The following is a 25,840-nucleotide window of genomic DNA, read 5'->3' as shown; positions in this document are numbered from 1 at the left end:
ATGAATAAAAAAATTCTCCATATATTAGAGTTTGACCAGATCAAGGAAAAAATTGCGCAAGCATTAGCCACTTCTCAAGGTCAAGCTGAATTACAACACTTAGGACCTGTTACCGATAAGGCAAGAATTCAAAAATGGTTCGATGAACTATCTGAATTTGGTCATATCGTTCAAGAAAATGGTCCTGTACCGCTCTCAAATACAGCAGATTTAACTGAAATTCTTCGTAGAATTGAGTTAGATGCCAGTTTGAGTAGCCAAGAATTTGCTAAAATAAAAAAAGTTCTGCGTTTAGTTAATGAAACGCGGCGTTTTTTTGAGCAAGCTGTTAATGTCAGCTTTCCTGTTTTATCACAAACAATAGATAAATTTGTAGATGTTGGGTATTTGTTAGGTTTGCTGCAAGTCATTGATTCAGCAGGTGCTTTATCTGATACTGCATCAGATAAGCTATTTAGTCTGAGACAAGGCATTAAAAAAAGTGATGCTGATGTCAAGAAAATCTTATCAGAAATTTTAGCTAAATCTCAGTCTAGTTTGACAGATAGTATTATCACGATACGCCAGGATCGACCGGTTTTAGCAGTCAGAAGTGATAGTAAAAATAAAGTACCTGGTGTCGTCCATGACATGAGTGCATCTGGTCAGACGTTTTATATTGAACCCAACCGTGTTGTGCAACTGAATAATGATATTGCACAAAAGAAAATAGAAGAAAAAAATGAGGTTGCACGTATTTTACGTGCGCTTGCTGAGGCAATCAAACCGCATATCGAGGATATTCGTCAAAATACGTGGTTGATTGGTCAGATTGATGTACTTAATGCCAAATATCGTTACCAGATTATGGCAAAAGCAACTGTCCCAAGTCTTTCAGAACATAAAGCTATTAAACTCTATAGTGCAAGGCATCCGTTAATTGACCCTAAAGTTGTCGTGTCAAATGATCTATTTTTTGATCAAACACTAGACACGATCGTGATTACTGGCCCCAATACTGGTGGTAAGACAATTACGTTAAAAACACTAGGTGTCGCACAGCTGATGGCTCAATCAGGTCTCCCAATTCTTGCAGAAATAGGTAGTCAAGTCGGTATTTTTACTGAAATTTTTGCTGATATAGGTGATGAGCAGTCTATCGCACAGAGTTTGTCTACGTTTTCGAGTCATATGACCAATATCGTGAGTATCTTAAATCAGGTTGATCATAAGAGTCTGGTCTTATTTGATGAGCTTGGGGCTGGTACTGATCCTAAAGAGGGTGCGGCACTGGCTATCTCGATTCTTGATTTTTTGAAATCAAAACATGCTAAAACACTTGCGACGACACATTATCCTGAGCTTAAGGCTTATGGTGTTGAGTCTGAGGGTGTCGAAAATGCATCTATGGCATTTGATTTAGAACAGTTTCGCCCAACCTATCGCTTAGTCCAAGGTGTACCTGGTAGATCCAATGCACTAGAAATTTCGAAACGGTTAGGATTGGATAGTACGATACTGACTGAAGCGCGTGGGTTATTAACTGAAGATGAGCATGATGTGAATGTCATGATTGCGTCCTTAGAACAAAAGAATCAAACCCTAACAGAATCAGTTAATCGGATTAAAGTACTTGAAAAAGAAAATAATCTCTTGCACCAAGACTTGACCAAGTCTTTTGATAGTTTTAAACGCGATAGAGAAAAAGAATTAAACAAAGCACGTCAAGAAGCTCAAGACATCGTTAAGGTAGCCATTAGTGAAGCTGATGATATTCTGAAAAATTTACAAGAAAAATCATTGCTAAAACCACATGAAGTGATAGATGCCAAGCATCAATTAGGTGAGTTAGCGCCTGATATTGTAGATTTGTCAAAAAATAAAGTCTTAAAAAAAGCAAAAGCGAAACGTGGCTTAAAACCAGGCGTAGAAGTGCTGGTCTTATCTTACAACCAACGTGGTAACTTGGTTAGACTAGCAAAAGATGGTCGTTGGGAAGTTCAGATGGGCTTGATTACCACAAAGCTTAGTGAAGACGAGTTTGAGCCGATCGAGTCAGAAAAAGAAAAGCAAAAAACAAAGACTCGAGCAGTTAAGAAGACAGTCACATCAAACGTCAAAGCACAACTCGATCTGCGTGGCACACGCTACGAAGAAGCTGAAAAAATGCTAGATGATTATATCGATCAAGCCTTACTGGCTAACTTACATCAAATTACCATCGTCCACGGTATCGGTACAGGTGTGATCCGAGAAATGGTCAGAAGCTATCTACAACGCTCACGTCACGTCAAATCTTATGCCTATGCCCCTCAAAACGCAGGTGGTAGCGGTGCGACTATTGTGACACTAAAATAATGATGCAAAAAACACTGAGAGTTCAGAGTTTTTTTGCATCATATTTTAATCATTAAATTTCTGTAATATTTATACAATTTACGTGTTTTAGTCTACTAACTTAAATAGTAAATGGTATACTTGAGGTGAGTAATGTAATTTTTAATTTTTGGAGGTATAAAGCAGATGAAGAAAGCGTATACAATTGGATTGGATATCGGGACGAACCCCATGATCTCAGTGAGTCTTTCGTATGAATAATTTTTGGGCAAAGAAAATAGAAAAAGATGGTAGATTATTTTGGTTACCACTCAATCAGCATCTTGAAGATACGGCTAATGTAATTGGACTATTGTGGGAACATTGGTTAAGTCAGGGGCAAAAAAACCTGATTATTAAAGATGTAGGTGATGACGAGAATGCTAAGAGGTTTACACAATTATTAGGATATTATCATGATATCGGCAAAGCAACACCTGCTTTTCAAACTAAAAAAAGCTACTATCAGTCGGATGAGTTGGATTTAAGTTTGATAGAAAAATTAGAGAAAGATGAGTTTAGTGATATTTCCTTACTAAATTTGACGCATCCTAATCGATCTTTACATGCATTAGCAGGTCAAGCTTTATTAGAGTCATACGGTGTAAATCAAAGTCTATCATCAATTGTTGGTGGGCATCATGGTAAACCAGTAGATGATGCATCATCTGTCGTAATGCAATTAAAGAGCTATAGAGCAAATTATTTTCAGGAAGAAAGAGAAAATCAGCCTGTACATCAGAAATGGAAAAAGTATCAAAAAGAGATTTTTGATACTGGATTAACTAAATTTGAATTTAATGATGTCAACGAGTTACCAGAGATCTCTCAAAGTAGTTGTATTATATTATCAGGTTTATTGATTATGGCAGATTGGATTGCTAGCAATGAGTCTTATTTCCCATTGATTAATCTTGAAGATGATGGTCTAGATATTGATCAAGAAACTAGATTAATGAACGGTTTTACGTCTTGGTTTAAAACATTTTTATGGGAACCTGAATCTATATTGGATGTTAGTACAACGTATCAGAAAAGATTTTCATTTTCTCCTAGAGAAGTTCAAGAAAAACTTGCATCTGCAATATCAAGCAGTAAGAAACCTGGAATTTTTATAGTTGAAGCACCTATGGGTGTGGGAAAAACAGAAGCAGCTTTAGTAGCAGTTGAACAATTATCTGCTAAAACGGGTCGTTCAGGTATGTTTTTTGGTTTACCGACACAAGCAACTTCAAATGGCGTTTTTTCTAGAGTGAAAAGCTGGTTAGATAGTATCACAAATGATACTAGACAAAATCAGTCTTTAAAATTACTACATGGTAAAGCAGCACTGAATGATGAGAGCAGTAATATACCAAGAGCTACAGGAATAGACATAGATGAAGAAATAGATGGGAGCGTTGTGGCTAATGATTGGTTTCAAGGTAGAAAAACAGGAATTTTAGATGATTTTATTGTTGGGACGATTGATCAATTCTTGCTAAGTGCATTGAAGCAAAAACATTTAGCATTACGACATCTTGGTCTAAGTAAAAAAGTAGTGATTATAGACGAAGTTCATGCTTATGATGCTTATATGGGACAATATTTATATCAAGCGCTTCGGTGGATGGGTGTATATGGAGTTCCAGTTATTATTTTATCTGCTACACTCCCTGGGAAACGTCGAGAAGAGTTGATTAAAAACTATATCTTGGGAAGTGGAAAAAAATGGCGTGATACGATAAAGCCTGACAATTTGACGACTCAAGAAACGTATCCACTTATTACATATAATGATGACGGTGTCGTGAAACAAGTGAGTGATTTTGAAAAAAAAGAAAACAAGTATGTCACTGTTCATAGATTAGAGGATGAATCATTGTTAACGGTTTTATTAACCTCTTTATCAGACGGAGGTGTTGCAGGTATAATCGTAAATACTGTAAAACGTGCACAAAAATTATATCAACTCATTAGTAAAAAAATTGGTGATAAAAACGTTGAATTACTTCATTCAAGCTTTATAGCAACTCATCGCATAAAAAAGGAAAAACAACTCATGGCTGAAGTAGGAAAAGGAGGGACTAGGCCAATTAAAAAAGTTATCATTGGGACACAAGTTATTGAGCAGTCTTTGGATATTGACTTTGATATATTATTCAGTGATTTAGCACCGATGGATTTACTGATTCAAAGAATTGGTCGACTACATCGTCACGATATTCACCGACCTCACAAATTACAAAAACCTCACATCTATGTACTTGGTACAAGTGAAGATTATGAGTTTGAAGATGGTGCGAAAGCTGTTTATGGAGAGTTTCTATTAATAAGAACGCAATATTTTTTACCAAATAAAATCAGTATTCCTTTAGATATTTCAACTCTTGTTCAGCAAGTCTATAAAGAAGATGATCTGGTTTTAGGTGAAGTATACCAAAGAGCAAAAGAAAAACAAAGGAAATTGTTATTAAAAAAAGAATGTCAAGCAAATACATATAGACTTGAAAACCCCAATACGCGTAGTCAAAAAAATATGATTGGTTGGCTAAAGGATTCAACTGTACATAATACTGAAGAATATGGTAGCGCTCAAGTACGTGATGGTGCTGATAGTATAGAGGTTATTGTTGTAAAAAAACAATTGAATGGTATCTCATTAATTCACGAAGACGTAAGTCTAGATATATCTGCAAAAGCAAAACAAATAGCGAGAGAAACTTTGAGGTTGCCTCTTGCGTTATCTGCTAAATGGACGATAGAAGATACAATAAAAGAGTTGGAAAAATACAATATGAAGTATTTGGCTAGTTGGCAAGAAGAACCTTGGTTAAAAGGAACACTGGCGATTGTTCTTGATGATAATAAACAGTTTACTTTAAATGGTTTTTTATTGACTTATGATGAACAGCTTGGTTTAATGTACGAAAAAGGAGGTAAAAATGGCTGAATTTAATCTAATAGATGAGCCATGGCTTATTGTCATGACTGATAAAAAAGGAACTACTCAAGAGGTTTCACTTAAAGATATATTTGAGAATGCACATGATTACAAGTGCTTAGCTGGTGAAACCGCTATGCAGGATTTTGCTATATTACGTCTACTACTTTCAATTTTGCATACTGTTTTCTCAAGATTTGATGCAAATGGTAATCCGTATGGTTATTTTGAATTGGATGAACAGTATCAACAGATTTCACCAGTTGATCAAGATGATGATATCGATGACTACCAAGAAGATTTATTTGCAACTTGGAAATCTCTGTGGCAAGCAAAAGTATTCCCCGAAATTATAGGAGAGTATCTAGAGAAATGGCGAGATCAGTTTTATCTATTTGGAGGTTCTACTCCATTTTATCAAGTAAGTAAAGATACTCTAGAATTAACTGGTAACAAGATTGATAAAGCAAAACCTAATCAAGTTTATGGAAAAACGGTTAACCGAACGCTTTCTGAAAGTGAAAATAAAGTTATCCTTTTTTCTCCACAGCATGATTCAATTAAAAATAAATTGAGTAAAAGTGAGATAGCTAGATGGCTTGTTTTATATCAAGGTGTGACCGGAACGGGTGATAAAGTAAAATTTGCTAATCAAGAAACAGATCAAAAGTTGAGTAAAGGGTGGTTATATGATCTTGGAGGCTTGTATCCATCAGGTGAAAATTTATTTGATACGCTACTATTAAATTTAGCATTAGTGCATCCGAAAAAAGAGTATATAAAAATGCAGACGCCAATTTGGGAAGTAGCAACAAATAAGGATCAGTTAGAAAAGTTTAGAACAAATGAAATTGTTGATAATTTGGCTTCACTCTATACCAACTGGAGTCGTGCCATAAATCTTCAAGACAATTGTAGTGATGAGACAGACTTTAGTATATCAATAATCAAACTTCCTGAGGTTGAACATCCAAATAATTTTCTAGAATTAATGACAGAATGGCGCTTTAATAAAAACGGAGATAATAAAGGGAAGTTTACTCCTAAAAAACATAACTTAAATGAACAATTGTGGCGCTCGTTTGGTTTGACTTTTATGCCAGGTACCGATGTCCATCAAAGGCCAGGGATTGTGAATTGGATTAATGAACTAGAAACTCAAAATGTTAGGTTAGGATCTTTAAAATTTAATGCGGTAAGTATGGTAGATGATGGGAATGCAACCTCATGGAATCCGATTAATGAAATATTTGATCAACTCGTCTTCGAAAATATTCTATCGGATGCAGATGATAGCTGGATACCACGGATTTCCGACGAAGTTGTTTTAACTAAAATGTTAATTGATAATGTATTAGGGTCATTTGCAAACAGTTTAAAAATGATCAGAAATTTGAATTCAAGTGAATTTGTAAATCGTGTTAAACAAGAAGCCTATTATCAAGTTGATGTACCATTTCGTGAGTGGTTAGCAAGTATTAAACCATTTGATGAAAAAGAGGTTAAAATAAAAGAATGGAAATATAAATTACATAAGGTTATAGAGTCTGAAGCACAAAAATTAATTGACCTATCTTGTAAAAGAGATATTTTAGGAGTCAAAGATGGAGGAAATATGAAAAATATTTTTACTGCATATAACCGTTTTAACTGGAAACTCAATGAACATTTGTCTAAAGAATAGGAGGGAAATATAAATGACAGATACAGTATTTAAAGTTACAGCTCGTATCATAAAACGATTATCGAGTATTGCCCAAACAAGTTCAGGTAAAGCTACTTTAGCTAAGCTACGTAACTCTATTGGTAGGAACTTGGCACAGACAGCAGAGGTATGGCCTGATGTTTTTGCTGAATTACCAGAAAGTTTTTTGAGTAAGACTGGTGAACCCACAAAAGAAGAGTTATCTATCTTTACAAGTCTACAATTATATGCACTTCAGCAACAAGGTAAGAGTGAATCTATTGAAAGCTTTGATGGAAAAGATAACATTGGAGAGGCTTTGAAATCATTACGCAACGCGGAGGATTCAAACGCAATTGATCGTCGATTTAATGTCATGATTACGGCCACTACATTTAATGAGTTAACAACACATCTTAGATATTTGATTAAGCTATTGAGAAAAGGGAATACCAAAGTTTCTTATGCAAAGTTAGCTGACGACCTATTTTGGTATCAAAACGGTTTTGAAGACCGAGTGAAATTACGTTGGGGACAAAGCTATTATACATATGCTGCTAAAACTAAAGAAAACACAGACAAATAAAGGAGAAATACTATGACAAAAACTAACTTATTTTTAGATATCCATGTGATCCAAACTCTGCCTCCTGCAAATATTAATCGTGATGATACGGGGAGTCCTAAAACAGCACAGTATGGTGGAGTTACTCGGGCTCGTGTAAGTTCTCAAAGTTGGAAAAAAGCTATGAGAGATTATTTTATTAGTAATGGTGTTGGTGCAAATGTTGGTACTAGATCTCTAGACATTGTTAACTATCTAGCGACTAAAATTCAAGCACTAGATGACGAATTAACAGATGAAAAGGCTTTGCAATCAGCTAATGAGACGTTGAATGCTGCAAAAATAAAAACAAAAGATAACCGTTTAAAAGCATTATTCTTCTTGGGATCATCTCAAGCGGAAAAATTAGCCCAAGCTGCTATTGATAAAGTAACAGATACGAAAACATTGCAATCTATTTTAAAAGAGAATCCAGATATTGATATTGCTTTATTTGGGCGTATGGTTGCAGATGATCCATTTTTAAATGAGGATGCGTCTGCTCAAGTTGCACATGCCATCTCTACACATGCTGTACAAACCGAATTTGACTTTTTTACAGCAACGGATGATTTAGCTGCAGAAGATAATGCTGGTGCAGGTATGTTGGGAACAATAGAATACAATTCATCAACTTTATATCGCTATGCAAATGTAGCTAGTCATGAATTGCTTAGACAACTGGGTGATAAAACAACAACAATTAATGCACTAAAATTATTTGTTGAGTCCTTTGTCAAATCAATGCCAACTGGTAAGATTAATACATTTGCTAATCAAACTTTGCCAAGTGCGGTCGTTGTTTGTTTGCGTAGTGATAGACCTGTTAATGTTGTCAATGCTTTTGAAAATCCTATCAAACCAGATGGGGGCTATGTTGATAATTCAATTAAACAGCTTGAAAATGGTTTAAAAGCAACGGACTGTTTCCTTGAAACTCCATTAACAACGTTAACCCTAGGGATGACTGAACATAATCAACCTAATTTTGATGCTTTATTATCAGAACTAGATAAAGTTTTAGCAGATATTTTGTAAATGGAGGAAGAGTATGACGACAATATTATTAAAGTTATCTGGTCCATTACAGTCATACGGTAATGATTCTCACTTTGAAACTAGACAAACTGCTCGGTACCCTACTAAAAGTGCAATAATTGGCATGATAGCAGCTAGTATGGGATTGAATAGAAATCAGGATCAGGAAGTTCAAGAATTGAATGAAATTGATTTAGCAGTGAGAGTAGATCAATCTGGAGAACTATTACGTGATTTTCATATGGCTCATGCAATAAAAAAAGATGGTAAACCAAAAAGAGCATATGTTACAAATCGTTACTATCTACAAGATGCAGTCTTTGTGGTAGCGATTAGCGCTAATGATGTGCTCATAAAAGAAATTACTAAGGCACTGAAATCTCCTTATTTTCAACCGTTTATGGGAAGGCGTTCACTACCTTTGATGAGTGATTTTTTCTTAAAAGTAGTTGACCAAAAACCAATTGTCGCATTACAGAACTTACCATGGCAAGCTTCAAATTGGTACCAGAAAAAAAATAAGACAATAACAAGATTAGACGTATATGCAGATGCTGATTTATTAAACTGTGATAGCTATGTTATGTCAAGAGAACGTGTCTTATCATTTTCTCAACAAAAAAGAGAACATGGATTTAGGCCTGTTAAACATAGTTATGTTTCAGTAATAAAGAGGGAATCAGCAACTGACCATGATATATTTTCTGTTATAGAAGGAGTTTTATGATGTATTTATCTCGAGTTTTAATTGATATTAATAACCGTAAAAAAATGAAGGATCTGACACACGTAGGTGCTTACCATGCCTGGGTAGAAAGTAGCTTTCCGAATCAAACACTTAATTCTGAAGGTCTATTTCCGCGTAAATTATGGCGTATTGACAAACTTAATGGTAATAGATATCTCCTTTTAATCAGTGAAGATAAGCCTGATCTCAAGCAATTAGAGAAATATGGCATTCATAACAGTGCTCAGTCAAAAGAATATCAATCATTTATTGATCGCTTGAAAATAGGAGATTACTTACGTTTTAGACTTGTTGCTAATCCGGTTATATCAAAACCAAATTCAGGGATACGTGGAAGGGTGTTACCCCATGTTACAAGTGAGTATCAAGAAAAGTTTTTGATGGATCGTTCAGAAAAAAATGGCTTTCTACTTAACCCTGATGAGTTTGCAGTATCAGAACATGAATTTGTAAACTTCAAACATAAAGGTAGTAAAACGCCTAGATTAAGTAAAGTGACTTACGAAGGTAAATTGACTATTTCTGATCTTGATAAATTTAAAAATCTACTATTGAAAGGGATGGGTAAGAAAAAAGCATATGGCTTCGGCATGATGACGGTTATTCCGATCGGAGAGTAAATGAAAAAACAAGTTGGTGCAAAGAAAACAAGTTTACAAGAATTGCCACGTGTCAAAGATCGTGTCAGTTTCATATATATCGAACATGCTAAAGTTAATAAGCAAGATTCTGCTATTACAGTTTCAGATGTAAAAGGCATTGTAAGAATACCAGCGGCTATGATAAGTGTTATCTTAGTTGGACCTGGTACTGATATTACACATCGTGCAATGGAATTAATGGGTGATACAGGGACAAGTGTTGTATGGGTTGGTGAACATGGTGTGCGTCAATATGCACATGGTCGTGCACTTTCTCACTCTAGTCGTTTTTTAGAAAAACAAGCAAAACTGTTTGGTAATACACGTTCTAAGTTAAAAGTTGCTAAAAAAATGTATCAGATGCGCTTTCCAAATGAAGAGGTTACTCACTTAACATTGCAACAGTTACGTGGAAGAGAAGGGGCACGGATTAGAACTATTTATCGTGAGTGTTCCAAAAAATATAATGTGACTTGGACCGGACGGGACTATAATCCAGAAAATTTTACAGATGGGACAGTCATTAATCAAGCGTTAAGTGCTGGACATGTTGCGTTGTATGGTTTGTGTTATAGTGTTATAGTTGCTTTAGGTATCTCACCTGGCCTTGGTTTTGTGCATATAGGTCATGATTTGTCATTTGTTTATGATATTGCAGATTTATATAAAGCTAAAACTACTATCCCAATTGCTTTTGAAGTTGCTCAAGAATATGAAACATCAGATGATATTGGTACGATTACAAGAAGGCGAGTCAGAGATGCATTTGTAGATGGTAAACTAATACAGCAAATTGTTAAAGATCTGCAATACTTACTAGATGTTGCAGAAGTGGAAGCGTTTGATGTAGATATTATTAATCTTTGGGATGACAAAAAAGAGAATGTAAAATATGGTATTAATTATAGTGAGGAATAATCTTTATGCCTATGACAGTTATCACAATAACGAAAGCACCTGCAAAATTACGTGGTGACTTAACAAAATGGATGCAAGAAATAGCTACAGGTGTATATGTTGGCAATGTAAATTCTAGAATAAGAGAGAAGTTATGGGATAGAGTGGAGGAGTCTATAGGAAATGGTCAAGCGACGATGAGTTTTGCGAGTCGTAATGAAATTGGTTATGATTTTAAAACACTTTATACAAGCCGAAAAAGTGTTGATTACGATGGGATACCTCTGGTATTTTTGCCAAAGGTTATTGATGAAGAACAACAATTAAACACTGGATTTAGTGATGCTTCAAGATTTAATAAAATAAAAAAATTTTCTAAAAATAAGACACTAAGCGACGAAGCAATACAGTCTTATGTTGTATTTGATATTGAAACAACTGGACTTAATACAGAAATAGATGAAATAATTGAAATTGGTGCAGTACGCGTTACAGGTAGTCAGCTTTTGGAATTTCATGTATTGATAAAATGTGATAAAAATGTTCCTGCATTTATAACTGATTTAACAGGGATAGATAATGATCTCCTATTAAAATATGGTATTGAGGTAAAAGATGCTATTACATCTTTTATGGATTTCGTAAAAGATTCTCCCCTAGTAGGTTACAAAGTTGATTTTGATAGAACTTTTTTACAAACTATGACAAAAATATACTGCTTACCGAAATTTGATAACCAGTTTATAGATTTATTGACTTTTGTAAAGAAAGAAAAACTGTTTTTAACAAATTATAAGCTTCAAACGGTACTAAAAGCGTATGGTATACTAGATAAAGTTCCTCATAGGGCATTATCAGATGCGAAGCTATCAGCACAATTAGCAAGTAAAGTGAATGGATTTTTGATTAGTATGAGAAAGAAACGTTGATTTTTAGGGGTTTTTTTAGTCTTTTACCCGCACCTGCGGGGGTGATCCCGGAAAAAAACCGCATTATGTAAGGAATGATAGCTTTTACCCGCACCTGCGGGGGTGATCCTTGTGCGACTTTATTGAATTTGATAGAGAGTATCTTTTACCCGCACCTGCGGGGGTGATCCAGGTCTAGTGCCTTTTTTTTGTTTAATGCCACACTTTTACCCGCACCTGCGGGGGTGATCCTATCTGCGTTAGCTGACACTACTTCTTTAGCTACTTTTACCCGCACCTGCGGGGGTGATCCTCATGCGTATCATATCCGCAACGCTTGCAGTATCTTTTACCCGCACCTGCGGGGGTGATCCCAGTCGCTGCGGTTTGTGGATTGCTTATAGATTCTTTTACCCGCACCTGCGGGGGTGATCCTCCACGTGACGTAATTAAATTTTAAGGAGAATACTTTTACCCGCACCTGCGGGGGTGATCCTGACAAGAAGACGCTAGCACTGTATGACAAGCTCTTTTACCCGCACCTGCGGGGGTGATCCTGTACGGCACTCTGATTGGAATTCTCCAATCTGCTTTTACCCGCACCTGCGGGGGTGATCCTGTTGACATAAGCGATACAGCACCGAACAAACACTTTTACCCGCACCTGCGGGGGTGATCCCACGCTTGAACAATCTATCTATGAGCAAATGAACTTTTACCCGCACCTGCGGGGGTGATCCCCGAAGAAAAAGCTCGTAAGCAAGCCAGTGAAACTTTTACCCGCACCTGCGGGGGTGATCCTATACCCAAAGACAAAATTTATAGAAATAATGTCTTTTACCCGCACCTGCGGGGGTGATCCCTGGCACAAGTTCGATAAGTGGGTTTATCCATTCTTTTACCCGCACCTGCGGGGGTGATCCTAGAAGTGTACAAAGTATACATTCATTTGTTGGCTTTTACCCGCACCTGCGGGGGTGATCCCTAAAGCCATATTCATCCATCCTCAACTGGCACCTTTTACCCGCACCTGCGGGGGTGATCCTACACCAAAACTAAGTTAGCTAAATTAATCTGTCTTTTACCCGCACCTGCGGGGGTGATCCTAACTTGATTAAGATTAGTCGTGTTTGTGGGTCCTTTTACCCGCACCTGCGGGGGTGATCCTGGTGTTGTCGAGCCGACGCAGGACGAGATCGACTTTTACCCGCACCTGCGGGGGTGATCCTTCTTGTTGTGAATTTTTCGTCTAAAATTGAATCTTTTACCCGCACCTGCGGGGGTGATCCTACAGCATCAATGCTGTTTGGTTTAGTTGGTGGCTTTTACCCGCACCTGCGGGGGTGATCCCGGTAGCACCGATGTTAATTGGGATGATAACGGCTTTTACCCGCACCTGCGGGGGTGATCCCGCTGCATCATCCTCTGGTGTGACCTTTGCTTTCTTTTACCCGCACCTGCGGGGGTGATCCTGGATCTTCTGTAAAGTAGGATGTTGAACCTGACTTTTACCCGCACCTGCGGGGGTGATCCTGGCTATACTCGTATCTCAGAAAACCAATCATGCTTTTACCCGCACCTGCGGGGGTGATCCCGGCATCTGGCAGTTTGTGAGCTATCAACTAAACTTTTACCCGCACCTGCGGGGGTGATCCCTGATACTAATCAATGAAAGCGAAGTACACAATCTTTTACCCGCACCTGCGGGGGTGATCCTGTACATTGACGGCTTTCAATCAACTCACGATTCTTTTACCCGCACCTGCGGGGGTGATCCCAAGTACATCTAATAACGGCTTTAACCCTGTAGCTTTTACCCGCACCTGCGGGGGTGATCCTAATCTCTTGGTGGCTTACCTTCATCAGTTCCTCTTTTACCCGCACCTGCGGGGGTGATCCTAAAAGTGTTGACAATATTAAACTTAAGTTGTACTTTTACCCGCACCTGCGGGGGTGATCCTTGATAACAATGAAGCTATTTCATGGTTCGATACTTTTACCCGCACCTGCGGGGGTGATCCTATCCGCTTCAGATATATCTACATCTTTGTCTACTTTTACCCGCACCTGCGGGGGTGATCCTAGTCGTATTGTTTGACACGTGCGCCAGAACTGCTTTTACCCGCACCTGCGGGGGTGATCCTAATCTAAACCTTTGACTGTATCTTTGTAGCCGCTTTTACCCGCACCTGCGGGGGTGATCCCATCTCGGCCAAGCTTTCAAACTCTGGCAGGTCCTTTTACCCGCACCTGCGGGGGTGATCCATGACTTTAGCGAAGTCGAAACAAGAGAAACGACTTTTACCCGCACCTGCGGGGGTGATCCTAATTGAGCCAAACGGCCTTCATTGTTAACACCCTTTTACCCGCACCTGCGGGGGTGATCCAAATTGCCGCTTAAGGCATCTGCAAGCGATATCCTTTTACCCGCACCTGCGGGGGTGATCCTAGCACCCCAAGGTGTCGTTTTGGTTTCGTCTGCTTTTACCCGCACCTGCGGGGGTGATCCTATGATTTGTCTTCTGTCAATAATTGATGCAAACTTTTACCCGCACCTGCGGGGGTGATCCTGAAGAATGGAGAACCTTACGAGGAACAGTTGACTTTTACCCGCACCTGCGGGGGTGATCCTAATATATAAAGGTCAAAATTACTAGTTTTTATCTTTTACCCGCACCTGCGGGGGTGATCCTCAACGGTTGGGATAATCCAGAAGGCTATCAAGCTTTTACCCGCACCTGCGGGGGTGATCCTAGCAATGTTAAAGCCAAGTCTGAATGGCTAAGCTTTTACCCGCACCTGCGGGGGTGATCCTTCAGGCTTAAGAGATAACTCGAAACTTAGGTACTTTTACCCGCACCTGCGGGGGTGATCCTCTAAGTAATATTATTTTCTTTGAGCCAGTTTGCTTTTACCCGCACCTGCGGGGGTGATCCTGCAAGACTTGACAGACAAGGACAAACAGAGTCCTTTTACCCGCACCTGCGGGGGTGATCCTATTAAAGGTAAAAATGGTGTAAAGTCTTGCGGCTTTTACCCGCACCTGCGGGGGTGATCCCAAAGGACACTAAAGTTATAAAAATATACAAATCTTTTACCCGCACCTGCGGGGGTGATCCTTGATAGCGACGCCTGAGTTTGCTAAGTTTGTACTTTTACCCGCACCTGCGGGGGTGATCCCTTTTTATCATTAACAATATTGAATATCCGTTCCTTTTACCCGCACCTGCGGGGGTGATCCTAGATTGATTTTTCCAAGTTTTACTTCTAGAACCTTTTACCCGCACCTGCGGGGGTGATCCTACCGTTAAACCAACATCAGATCACGATTCCGACTTTTACCCGCACCTGCGGGGGTGATCCTGGATTTACTCGTATATCAGAAAATCAGGACTGCTTTTACCCGCACCTGCGGGGGTGATCCCTGAGCGCTCGGTTTCTGGTATAGTAGAAACAACTTTTACCCGCACCTGCGGGGGTGATCCCATCTTAGCGTAGTTACTTGTTTCGAATTGTGTCTTTTACCCGCACCTGCGGGGGTGATCCTGTTGTAGCTGAACAAATTCATCAACAATCAGACTTTTACCCGCACCTGCGGGGGTGATCCCGACATCAAACAAGCGCTAGATGAAAAGAGGGACTTTTACCCGCACCTGCGGGGGTGATCCTCTAGATAGTCATTAACATTTTTCCAGAAAATCCTTTTACCCGCACCTGCGGGGGTGATCCTTGAAATGATTCAGCATCTTGCCATATGTTATCCTTTTACCCGCACCTGCGGGGGTGATCCTGATCTTCTACATAAGCAACGCAACTTAAACTTCTTTTACCCGCACCTGCGGGGGTGATCCTTAGCTGATGTACTAGCTTTAGGTAATGCGAGTCTTTTACCCGCACCTGCGGGGGTGATCCCGAACGCATCGAAGAAATCATGGAAGAAGCAGTCTTTTACCCGCACCTGCGGGGGTGATCCCTAGATGATGAAGCTAAACGATCACTAATTAAACTTTTACCCGCACCTGCGGGGGTGATCCTACACTTATGAGACTTTACCAACTCAGGAGATTCTTTTACCCGCACCTGCGGGGGTGATCCTTTGGTACGTTTCTTGTGTTTGTAAATCGTAGACTTTTACCCGCACCTGCGGGGGTGATCCTAATCTTGAACAGTAAAGAGTGGGGCAGATACCCTTTTACCCGCACCTGCGGGGGTGATCCCTTGACTGTATCGCCTATTTGCGTGTCTTTGTCCTTTTACCCGCACCTGCGGGGGTGATCCTATCGTGCCTTTCAACGTGAAGTAGTCGCAACCCTTTTACCCGCACCTGCGGGGGTGATCCCCACACCGTCTGTCATATCTTCGATAAAGTCATCTTTTACCCGCACCTGCGGGGGTGATCCTGGATTGAAAGATATTGGAAAACAATCTAATTCCTTTTACCCGCACCTGCGGGGGTGATCCTGGAGATGGCTAACAAAGAAGGTTGGACAACTACTTTTACCCGCACCTGCGGGGGTGATCCCCAATTCTTCGCCAGTTCCGTAAAAGCATCCTACTTTTACCCGCACCTGCGGGGGTGATCCTGCAATCGTTGAAGATTTTGTACCATCAAGCTCCTTTTACCCGCACCTGCGGGGGTGATCCTTGATAAAATATCCGCTTAGCTTGCTTCTGAGACTTTTACCCGCACCTGCGGGGGTGATCCCCCAATCTATGTTAGCTGCTACCTTTTGCTCTACTTTTACCCGCACCTGCGGGGGTGATCCTCGTGTCAACGCCCATAGGAGTGCCTATAACGACTTTTACCCGCACCTGCGGGGGTGATCCATAGCTTTAGCTTTAGGCACTTCGACTATATAAGCTTTTACCCGCACCTGCGGGGGTGATCCTAACTTCTCGCCATCTCCATCTTCAAGTGTAAACTTTTACCCGCACCTGCGGGGGTGATCCCGCCTAAGATTGCTTGGGAGTTTGAAAACATAGCTTTTACCCGCACCTGCGGGGGTGATCCTGAATTATCGTGCAGATAGGATTCACGTTAAAACTTTTACCCGCACCTGCGGGGGTGATCCTATAACTTTGTCCGTCCCAATCAACGGCATAAACTTTTACCCGCACCTGCGGGGGTGATCCTTGGTAAACAATCAACGATGGTAATAGATATCTCTTTTACCCGCACCTGCGGGGGTGATCCCAGTAAATAAAGATTGGTTCATTGCATTGCTTCACTTTTACCCGCACCTGCGGGGGTGATCCTTTATTTTACAGCATGATTCATAGCTGACTGATCTTTTACCCGCACCTGCGGGGGTGATCCTACTAGAAGAGCTTGGGATAACGTATCCGAAAACTTTTACCCGCACCTGCGGGGGTGATCCCGTCCAAGACTTTCTCTGTCTCATCATCGATGACTTTTACCCGCACCTGCGGGGGTGATCCTATGCGCACAGTAAACACGCAGAACGGACAAAACTTTTACCCGCACCTGCGGGGGTGATCCCCGATAACTTCGCTTAACGCATACTTCCAAGCGCTTTTACCCGCACCTGCGGGGGTGATCCTACATCCGTCATAATCAAATGGGCAAGCTTTAACTTTTACCCGCACCTGCGGGGGTGATCCATTTTATTTCTTGGATTGTACGCACGCTTCTTTTCTTTTACCCGCACCTGCGGGGGTGATCCTTTCTTAGTCGTCTAATTCTATCCAACGAAAAGCTTTTACCCGCACCTGCGGGGGTGATCCTTTGCACACTTAAAATCGCTCATTCTTCCACCTCTTTTACCCGCACCTGCGGGGGTGATCCTAGTATTATGATGATTGCATAAAATATCAACTTCTTTTACCCGCACCTGCGGGGGTGATCCTAGGAGCTTAAGGAGTTGCTACCTTAAGTAGAGCTTTTACCCGCACCTGCGGGGGTGATCCTTGGAGAAAAACGCTTATTCGCTTGGCTTAGAGCTTTTACCCGCACCTGCGGGGGTGATCCCTTGCATGAGTATGCCTAAATCCGTGAATTGTGCTTTTACCCGCACCTGCGGGGGTGATCCTAAACTTCCAGACATTTTTCCTCCTTTTAAATACTTTTACCCGCACCTGCGGGGGTGATCCCTTCCACCGCCAAATACACTTCTAGGGTCAGAGCTTTTACCCGCACCTGCGGGGGTGATCCCTGTCGCTATTGAACTAGTAGCGTTAGATACTTCTTTTACCCGCACCTGCGGGGGTGATCCTTGAATTCGCCCCTATCCTACCAGCACTTAGTGCTTTTACCCGCACCTGCGGGGGTGATCCCAGATATTTTGCAGAAGCTAATAACAGTGCAATCTTTTACCCGCACCTGCGGGGGTGATCCTGGTATAGATATGAGAGGTAGTAATATAATCGACTTTTACCCGCACCTGCGGGGGTGATCCTGTTCTCTTCTTGTTTTTCCTTACTTTGTAAGTCTTTTACCCGCACCTGCGGGGGTGATCCTTAGCCCATCTTCGCCTATGTTTTTGTAAGGAACTTTTACCCGCACCTGCGGGGGTGATCCCCTGCTTCAAGTTCGTTCATGTTGTCATGTTTACTTTTACCCGCACCTGCGGGGGTGATCCTCGCGTCAACTTATTATGGTCGCGGACGTTACACTTTTACCCGCACCTGCGGGGGTGATCCTTAGCTAGTTCTATAATCTCCGATATGGTAACACTTTTACCCGCACCTGCGGGGGTGATCCTAGTTATTTACAAAATTTTCAAATTGTGAACCTCTTTTACCCGCACCTGCGGGGGTGATCCTGCGAACACAGCAGAAGTATTAAAAATGTTAAACTTTTACCCGCACCTGCGGGGGTGATCCTAATTCCAAGGGAGTATTTACCAAAAGATTTAACTTTTACCCGCACCTGCGGGGGTGATCCTGAATTCGACTAGGGTTATTAATGTTTGTGAAACTTTTACCCGCACCTGCGGGGGTGATCCTGAACACAATAAAATGCTTGAATATCTTGAACTCTTTTACCCGCACCTGCGGGGGTGATCCACATCTCATCTAGTAGAAAAGGCGACGGCACTAGCTTTTACCCGCACCTGCGGGGGTGATCCTATCTTATCATTTGCTCTCTATCATTTTGAGAGCTTTTACCCGCACCTGCGGGGGTGATCCTTGCTTGATCTAAAGATTCTAAAACAGCTTGATCTTTTACCCGCACCTGCGGGGGTGATCCTGTTGTCATGAAATTTTTTCTCTTTCTTTATTCCTTTTACCCGCACCTGCGGGGGTGATCCTTCGCTAGAAGATCGGGCATACCTCCAACTACTCTTTTACCCGCACCTACGGGGGTGATCCTGTCTTTAAACGTCCGTTCTAGGCCGTATCGGTCTTTTACCCGCACCTGCGGGGGTGATCCTTGCTTTTCTGACTAGTCCAATAGGTTTAGTTACTTTTACCCGCACCTGCGGGGGTGATCCTTTATACAAATAAATTTATAGTAAAACAAGATACTTTTACCCGCACCTGCGGGGGTGATCCCCCGCTGAGTAAGCTTTATTAAAATGTTGGAATACTTTTACCCGCACCTGCGGGGGTGATCCCATCAATGCATCAAATATAACTACAGGTATATTCTTTTACCCGCACCTGCGGGGGTGATCCCATCAATGCATCAAATATAACTACAGGTATATTCTTTTACCCGCACCTGCGGGGGTGATCCCATCAATGCATCAAATATAACTACAGGTATATTCTTTTACCCGCACCTGCGGGGGTGATCCCATCAATGCATCAAATATAACTACAGGTATATTCTTTTACCCGCACCTGCGGGGGTGATCCCATCAATGCATCAAATATAACTACAGGTATATTCTTTTACCCGCACCTGCGGGGGTGATCCTAAAGCACTACGTGAAAAAATTCAATCTTTAGACTTTTACCCGCACCTGCGGGGGTGATCCCGTCCATCGCATTAACATCATTCTGAACAGTTGCTTTTACCCGCACTTGCGGGGGGTGATCCCGAAGCAAAGAAACGCAGTGCAGTAGCTTATATCTTTTACCCGCACCTGCGGAGGTGATCCTGAATTTGATTTATACGACGCAAAAGGCTTTAACTTTTCTCCGCAAATACAGAATAGACAAGTTCTCGCCTATTTTCAAGATAGTAGATTCATTTTTATGTCTATTAGCAGAATGAGTCAGTGTCACTAATTTTGAAATAACAAATTAAATCACAAAAGATAAAAAGACTGTGTGTACAAACATGACACGCAGTCCTTTTTTATTGCCGTAAATTTTGTTAAACTATAGAAAGTGATGATAAAAAAAGCGGAGAATAAGGAATAGATGAGTATCTTAACAGTACAAAAATTAAGTCATGGCTTCGGAGATCGAGCTATTTTCGATGATGTTAACTTTCGATTATTAAAAGGCGAACATATTGGCTTTGTCGGTGCAAATGGTGAAGGTAAATCTACTTTCATGAATATCATAACAGGTGCATTGCAACCAGATGAAGGAAAAATTACTTGGTCGACTAAGCATCGTGTGGGCTATATGGACCAACACGCTGCGCTTGGAAAAGGCAAGACAACACGCCAAGCCTTGTCAGAAGCTTTCCAGTATCTACTAGATTCTGAAGCTGAGATGAATGATATTTATGCCCGCATGGGAGAGATGTCGGATGAAGAGATGACACAGGCGCTTGAAAAAGCAGCAGAACTTCAAGATACATTGGATAATTCCGATTTTTATTTGATAGATGCCAAAGTTGATGAAATCGCACGTGGTCTAGGGTTGGGTGATTTTCTTGAGAAAGATGTCGCTGATTTATCAGGTGGTCAACGTACCAAGATTTTACTGGGTAAGCTATTGCTTGAGAAACCAGATATTCTACTTTTAGATGAGCCGACTAACTATCTAGACGAAGATCATATTAACTGGCTAAGAACCTATCTACAAAATTATGAAAATGCCTTTATACTCATTTCCCATGATGTTGACTTTATGAATGATGTCATCAATATCATCTATCATGTGAATCAGCAAAAAATTGATCGATATGTTGGCGATTATCATAATTTTGAACGCTTATTTGAAGAAAAGAAAAAACAGCTTGCCTCACTCGCAGATGCACAGCAAGCAGAAGCAGCTAAGTTAAAAGAGTTTATCGCTAAGAAAAAAGCCAATGTTGCAACATCAGGTCAAGCCAAAGCGAGACAAAAGAAATTAGATAAGATGACGTTTGTCGAAACGATTCAAGAAAAAGCCAAGCCAAGTTTTGAGTTCAAACTCGCTAGAACGTCTAGTAAGTTAATTTTTGAGGCAACTGACATGGTTTTAGGGTATGATTCAGCTGAACCGCTATCAAGTCCGATTAATCTAACTGTAGAACGTGGGCAAAAGATTGCGTTCACAGGGTCAAACGGTATCGGTAAATCGACCTTGCTAAAATCACTCTTGGGCGAAATAAAACCATTATCAGGTACAGTCGTTCAGGGAGAATTCCAAGTCATCGGCTATTTTGCCCAAGAAGATAAACACCCAAGTCAGAAAACAGTTTTAGATGAGTATTGGGATGAGTTTTCGACTCTAAATCAAGCTGAAGTCCGTGCAGCATTAGCGCGATGTGGACTAGGCACTAAACAGATTGAGAGTCGCGTTTATGTGCTATCTGGTGGTGAGCAGGCTAAATTACGTTTAGGTAAAATCATGAATCACGAATCTAATATTCTAGTCATGGATGAGCCGACCAATCACTTAGATGTTGATGCAAAAGATGAACTAAAACGTGCCATACAAGCTTATAAGGGAACGGTGTTGATGGTCAGTCATGAACCTGAATTTTATCAAGATATCGTGACAGAAATTGTTGATTGCGAAGCTTGGACAACAAAAGTTGTATAATACTGATAATAAGACGAAAGTCTTATTTTTTTGCAAAAAAAGTCCCGATGGCAGGACATCCTCATCAAGAGATGGATACGCACTGACCCTCAAACCATAAGGTGAATGTCCCGCTTATTTTAACTTCGCTGTGTTGAATTGAATGCCTTCAACACCGTCATTATCTCGTCTTAGGAACTAAGAAAGTTGATATTGTTGATGGCTAGTGCGCAACATAAGTCAATAAGTGATACATAAGGGCATCACTATAGACCTCTAGGTCACATCTGTGTGCAAATTAAGAGACAAACATAAAACTTTAAGGTAAAATGGTGTTAGTAAAACAAATAGAGGTGATAATATGACAACAGTAGTAACGGATGCAACTTTCGAAGCAGAAACTAAAGATGGGATTGTGTTGGTAGATTTTTGGGCAGAATGGTGTGGACCATGTAGAATGCAAGGGCCAATTCTTGATCAACTTTCTGAAGAATTGGATGAGAGTGAGCTTAAAATCGTTAAGCTTGATGTGGATGAAAATCCTGCAACCTCACAAGCATTTGGTGTGATGAGTATCCCAACTTTGCTATTTAAAAAAGATGGTGAAGTGGTTAAACAAGTTGCAGGTGTACACACAAAAGATCAAATTAAACATATTTTAGCAGAATTAACTGCCTAAGTTTCAAAAGTCTAAGAGATTATCTTCGATCACTTAGACTTTTTTTGGTATTAGATGGCAGTATAGCTTCATTCTATTTTAGCGTATATGTGTATGCCTTGAAAAAATAACTAATATCCTATATAATAGTCCTATGAGTAAGAAAAAAGAGACAGAAATTCAAATTTCTGATAGTAAAGACGGTGTGCTATTAACTGTCGGAAAAAAAACAGTTGCTGAAATTAAAAATACAGCTGATGATTCCTTTGATATTTTTGTTAATGGTAAGTTAATTAAAACATCAAAGCAGTATGCAGATGCGTTAGAAGAAGCGATTAAACATTATAATCTTAGCTTGTAACAGCTAGATTGATAGCTATTTTTTCATCAATTTAGTCAACTGACCTAGTCAGTTGTTTTAGTTATACTAAGCAGCAAAAGCGACAACAGTTCGCTTTTATTTTAGAAAGTTTTGAAATAAAATGGTAAAAAGAGACTTATATCGAAATATTATCATCACATTAATCGTTGTCGCAATCTTACTTGTTTTAAGATTTTTTGTCTTAGAGCCTGTTCGTATCCATAATAACAATATGTCGCCAATTTTACCCAATAAAACACAAGTTTTTGCGATGAAGGCGACCAAACTTGAGAATCTAGATCTGGTTGCTTATCGTCATAATGGTAAAAAATATGTTGGTCGTATTATTGGGACACCAGGTCAGAGCGTTGTCTCGCTGGATAATGTTGTTTATGTTAACCAAACGGTTTTAAAAGAACCTTATATTACGAGCAACCAAAAAAATTATCTCAAGACGCATGATGACGATTTTACAACTGATTTTAGACAAGATAAATTAGCTGACAAAACGTATTGGATTTTAAATGATGCTAGAAATATCAAAGAGGATAGCAGAACCTTTGGTGCGATCAAGAAAAAGGATATTTTAGGTGAATTAAAATTCAAATATGCACCAATTAGTGATTTTGGCTTTATTGAAAATGATGAAGCAAAACTAGAAAATGGCTTCGAACCAAAATAAATAGACGACTGATGAGATAGTGATGGATGCATTATCTCACCAGTCGTATTTTTTTTGCTGTATGCTATAATAGAAAGAGCAATGATAATAGTATAAGTAGTCAGAATACAGCGCTAGGAGAACTTAACATGAGAATGGTCGATATTATCCAAAAAAAACGTGATAATGGTGTACTTACCAAGTCTGAAACAACTTGGATGATAGAGGGTTATGCTAAGGGAGAAATTCCAGATTATCAGATGGCTGCTTGGGCGATGGCTGTTTATTTTCAAGGCATGGAGATGCAAGAAATTGCTGATTTAACGATGGCAATGGTCGAAACAGGACACCAAATAGATTTGTCGTCTATCCCAGGTATCAAAGTCGATAAACACTCAACTGGTGGTGTTGGCGATAAGGTTACGTTGATTTTAGCGCCTTTAGTAGCTAGTTTTGGTGTACCAGTAGCTAAGATGAGCGGTCGAGGACTTGGTCACACGGGTGGTACGATCGATAAGTTGGAAAGTATACACGGCTATCAAGTTGAACGCACACAAGCAGCATTTGTCAGCCAAGTAAAAGAGATTGGTATCTCTGTCATTGGTCAGTCAGATGAGTTAGTTAAAGCAGACAAGTTATTATATGCTTTGCGTGATGTCACAGCGACCGTTGATATTATTCCTTTGATTGCGAGTTCAATCATGTCTAAAAAAATCGCTGCGGGTAGTGACGCGATTTTACTCGATGTCACAGTGGGCACTGGTGCCTTTATGAAAAACATAGCTGATGCGCGTGTATTGGCTAAAACGATGGTTGAGTTAGGGAATGCGGTAGGGCGTAAAACTGTTGCTGTCATCACAGATATGCGACAACCTCTTGGGGAAACGATCGGTAATCGCCTAGAAATCGCTGAAAGCTTATCAGTCCTACAAGGTGGTGGCCGAGATGATCTTAAAGTGTTTATCGCCGAGTTAGCACAGATTATGCTGTCACTAGGTGGTGTGACTAAAACAATCGATGAGATATTAGCACATTTATCAAATGGAGCAGCTCTCGAAAAATTTAAAGAAATGATCCAATCGCAAGATGGCGATTTTGACGAGCTTGTGGCACATCCTATTCATCCTACAGCCTTTTCAAAAACTGTTTTAAGCCCTAAAACTGGTTATATTAAGTCTTTTGATGCGCTAGTAGCAGGACATCTTGCCATGCGAGCAGGAGCAGGACGTTCAGTTAAATCAGATGTTTTAGACTTAGATGCTGGCGTTAGACTCTTTAAAAAAATAGGTGATCAAGTTAGTGAAGGAGAACCACTTTTTGAGATTGTCTATAATAAAGCATCTTTTGATGTCACAACAGAAATTAATGTGATGCTTGGCGCGATTGAGATCACAGAAGAGAAAATTAGTATTAAAGAAATAGTGGAGATTATAAAATGACTTTAAATAAATATATTGACCATACTGTCTTAAAAGCAGATACGACACAAGAAAAAGTACAACAAATCATCGATGAAGCAATTCAATATGACTTTATGAGTGTGTGTATTAACCCGACATGGGTAGCTTATGCAGCACAAAAACTAGCTGATAATGATGTTAAAGTGTGTACTGTTATTGGCTTTCCTCTAGGTGCTAATACATCAGTTGTAAAAGCATACGAAGCTAGTGAAGCCATTAAAAATGGTGCAGATGAAGTCGATATGGTGATCAACATCGGCGCAGCAAAAGCTGGTAATTGGGATTTAGTAGCCTCAGATATCGCAGCAGTTGTCGCAGCAGCAGATGGTGTGACGACTAAAGTGATTATAGAAACTTCTCTACTAACTGACGAAGAAAAAGTACAAGCTTGTCAATCAGCAGTAAAAGCGGGTGCAGATTTTGTCAAAACATCTACAGGGTTTTCTACTGCTGGTGCAACGATTGATGATATTAAACTAATGCGTAAAACTGTTGGGCCAGATATGGGTGTTAAAGCATCTGGTGGTGTTCGCTCGATTGCGGATGCAGAAGCAATGATTGCGGCTGGTGCAACACGACTTGGTACGTCTAATGGTGTAGATATTATGAAAGGAAACATAGCTGATGCTGGAGGATACTGAACTTTTTAAACAGGCTAGAGAGGCTTCTGCTACTGCCTATGTCCCTTACTCAAACTTTCCAGTAGGTGCTGCTTTGGTCACTAAAAATGGCCAAGTTTTTCAAGGCTGTAATATCGAAAATGCTAGTTTTGGTTTAACTAACTGTGCAGAACGTACAGCTATCTTTAATGCGGTTTCTAGCGGTGTTAAAACATTTGAAATGATTGGTATTTATGGTGAAACAGATGAGCCGATATCACCGTGTGGTGCTTGCCGTCAGGTTCTGACAGAGTTTTGTCCTGATGAGATGCCAGTTTGGTTATTTTCGAAAACTGGTGATGTTAAAAAGACAACTGTTGGGGAGTTATTACCTTATCACTTTAAAAATTTGACGTGATTGAAAAAAAGCTAC

At 40.1% G+C, this 25,840-nt stretch carries 16 protein-coding genes and 1 CRISPR repeat array; all 16 genes read left to right on the top strand.

Translation table 11 applies throughout. The features are described 5' to 3' along the window. On the top strand, window positions 1–2,337 hold the full coding sequence (locus RU87_RS03215) for an endonuclease MutS2 (RefSeq protein WP_068160809.1): 2,337 nt from the start codon (window positions 1–3) through the stop codon (window positions 2,335–2,337). A gap of 232 nt (window positions 2,338–2,569) precedes the next feature. Beyond that, the gene (locus RU87_RS03210) at window positions 2,570–5,287 is read left to right on the top strand and encodes a CRISPR-associated helicase/endonuclease Cas3 (RefSeq protein WP_068160803.1); all 2,718 of its coding nucleotides are present in this window, start codon (window positions 2,570–2,572) and stop codon (window positions 5,285–5,287) included. After that, window positions 5,280–6,962: a type I-E CRISPR-associated protein Cse1/CasA gene (locus RU87_RS03205; RefSeq protein ID WP_068160799.1), complete on the top strand. Its 1,683-nt coding sequence runs from the start codon at window positions 5,280–5,282 to the stop codon at window positions 6,960–6,962. The genes RU87_RS03210 and RU87_RS03205 overlap by 8 nt, the downstream gene beginning before the upstream one ends. 13 nt (window positions 6,963–6,975) lie before the next feature. After that, window positions 6,976–7,548 (top strand): type I-E CRISPR-associated protein Cse2/CasB, encoded by a 573-nt coding sequence (casB, locus tag RU87_RS03200; protein WP_082782130.1) that lies wholly within the window; start codon window positions 6,976–6,978, stop codon window positions 7,546–7,548. A 12-nt stretch (window positions 7,549–7,560) separates the two neighbouring features. Beyond that, window positions 7,561–8,604, top strand: coding sequence for a type I-E CRISPR-associated protein Cas7/Cse4/CasC (cas7e, locus tag RU87_RS03195; RefSeq protein WP_068160798.1), 1,044 nt, complete (start codon window positions 7,561–7,563; stop codon window positions 8,602–8,604). Window positions 8,605–8,617: 13 nt separating this feature from the next. Continuing rightward, a complete protein-coding gene (cas5e, locus tag RU87_RS03190; RefSeq protein ID WP_068160795.1) occupies window positions 8,618–9,331 on the top strand; it encodes a type I-E CRISPR-associated protein Cas5/CasD in 714 nt (237 codons plus the stop codon). Then, the gene (gene cas6e / locus RU87_RS03185; RefSeq protein ID WP_068160791.1) at window positions 9,331–9,972 is read left to right on the top strand and encodes a type I-E CRISPR-associated protein Cas6/Cse3/CasE; all 642 of its coding nucleotides are present in this window, start codon (window positions 9,331–9,333) and stop codon (window positions 9,970–9,972) included. Before cas5e ends, cas6e begins: the two co-directional genes overlap by 1 nt. Next, window positions 9,973–10,911: a type I-E CRISPR-associated endonuclease Cas1e gene (gene cas1e / locus RU87_RS03180; RefSeq protein ID WP_068160787.1), complete on the top strand. Its 939-nt coding sequence runs from the start codon at window positions 9,973–9,975 to the stop codon at window positions 10,909–10,911. 11 nt (window positions 10,912–10,922) lie between these two features. Next, the gene (gene cas2e / locus RU87_RS03175) at window positions 10,923–11,819 is read left to right on the top strand and encodes a type I-E CRISPR-associated endoribonuclease Cas2e (protein WP_341864809.1); all 897 of its coding nucleotides are present in this window, start codon (window positions 10,923–10,925) and stop codon (window positions 11,817–11,819) included. Between the two features lie 20 nt (window positions 11,820–11,839). Continuing rightward, a CRISPR array of direct repeats spans window positions 11,840–19,741; the repeat unit is 28 nt; unit sequence CTTTTACCCGCACCTGCGGGGGTGATCC. Window positions 19,742–20,129: 388 nt separating this feature from the next. Then, window positions 20,130–21,689: an ABC-F family ATP-binding cassette domain-containing protein gene (locus tag RU87_RS03170; RefSeq protein ID WP_068160780.1), complete on the top strand. Its 1,560-nt coding sequence runs from the start codon at window positions 20,130–20,132 to the stop codon at window positions 21,687–21,689. A 340-nt stretch (window positions 21,690–22,029) separates the two neighbouring features. Continuing rightward, complete coding sequence (gene trxA / locus RU87_RS03165) at window positions 22,030–22,347, top strand: thioredoxin (RefSeq protein ID WP_068160777.1); 318 nt, start codon at window positions 22,030–22,032, stop codon at window positions 22,345–22,347. Between the two features lie 133 nt (window positions 22,348–22,480). Further along, window positions 22,481–22,687: a DUF2969 family protein gene (locus RU87_RS03160; protein ID WP_068160774.1), complete on the top strand. Its 207-nt coding sequence runs from the start codon at window positions 22,481–22,483 to the stop codon at window positions 22,685–22,687. 121 nt (window positions 22,688–22,808) lie between these two features. After that, window positions 22,809–23,369: a signal peptidase I gene (gene lepB, locus RU87_RS03155; RefSeq protein ID WP_068160769.1), complete on the top strand. Its 561-nt coding sequence runs from the start codon at window positions 22,809–22,811 to the stop codon at window positions 23,367–23,369. Between the two features lie 128 nt (window positions 23,370–23,497). Then, window positions 23,498–24,787, top strand: a complete 1,290-nt coding sequence (locus RU87_RS03150) for a pyrimidine-nucleoside phosphorylase (RefSeq protein WP_068160765.1) — start codon at window positions 23,498–23,500, stop codon at window positions 24,785–24,787. Next, complete coding sequence (deoC, locus tag RU87_RS03145) at window positions 24,784–25,449, top strand: deoxyribose-phosphate aldolase (protein WP_068160761.1); 666 nt, start codon at window positions 24,784–24,786, stop codon at window positions 25,447–25,449. The genes RU87_RS03150 and deoC overlap by 4 nt, the downstream gene beginning before the upstream one ends. Continuing rightward, the gene (locus tag RU87_RS03140) at window positions 25,433–25,825 is read left to right on the top strand and encodes a cytidine deaminase (RefSeq protein WP_068160759.1); all 393 of its coding nucleotides are present in this window, start codon (window positions 25,433–25,435) and stop codon (window positions 25,823–25,825) included. The genes deoC and RU87_RS03140 overlap by 17 nt, the downstream gene beginning before the upstream one ends. Window positions 25,826–25,840: the final 15 nt, after the last annotated feature.

The sequence above is a fragment of the Pseudolactococcus plantarum genome (assembly GCF_002441715.1).
Classification (GTDB): domain Bacteria; phylum Bacillota; class Bacilli; order Lactobacillales; family Streptococcaceae; genus Pseudolactococcus; species Pseudolactococcus plantarum.
The sequence above is the reverse complement of the archived record's forward strand: the minus strand, read 5'-3'. Positions and strand labels throughout refer to the sequence as shown.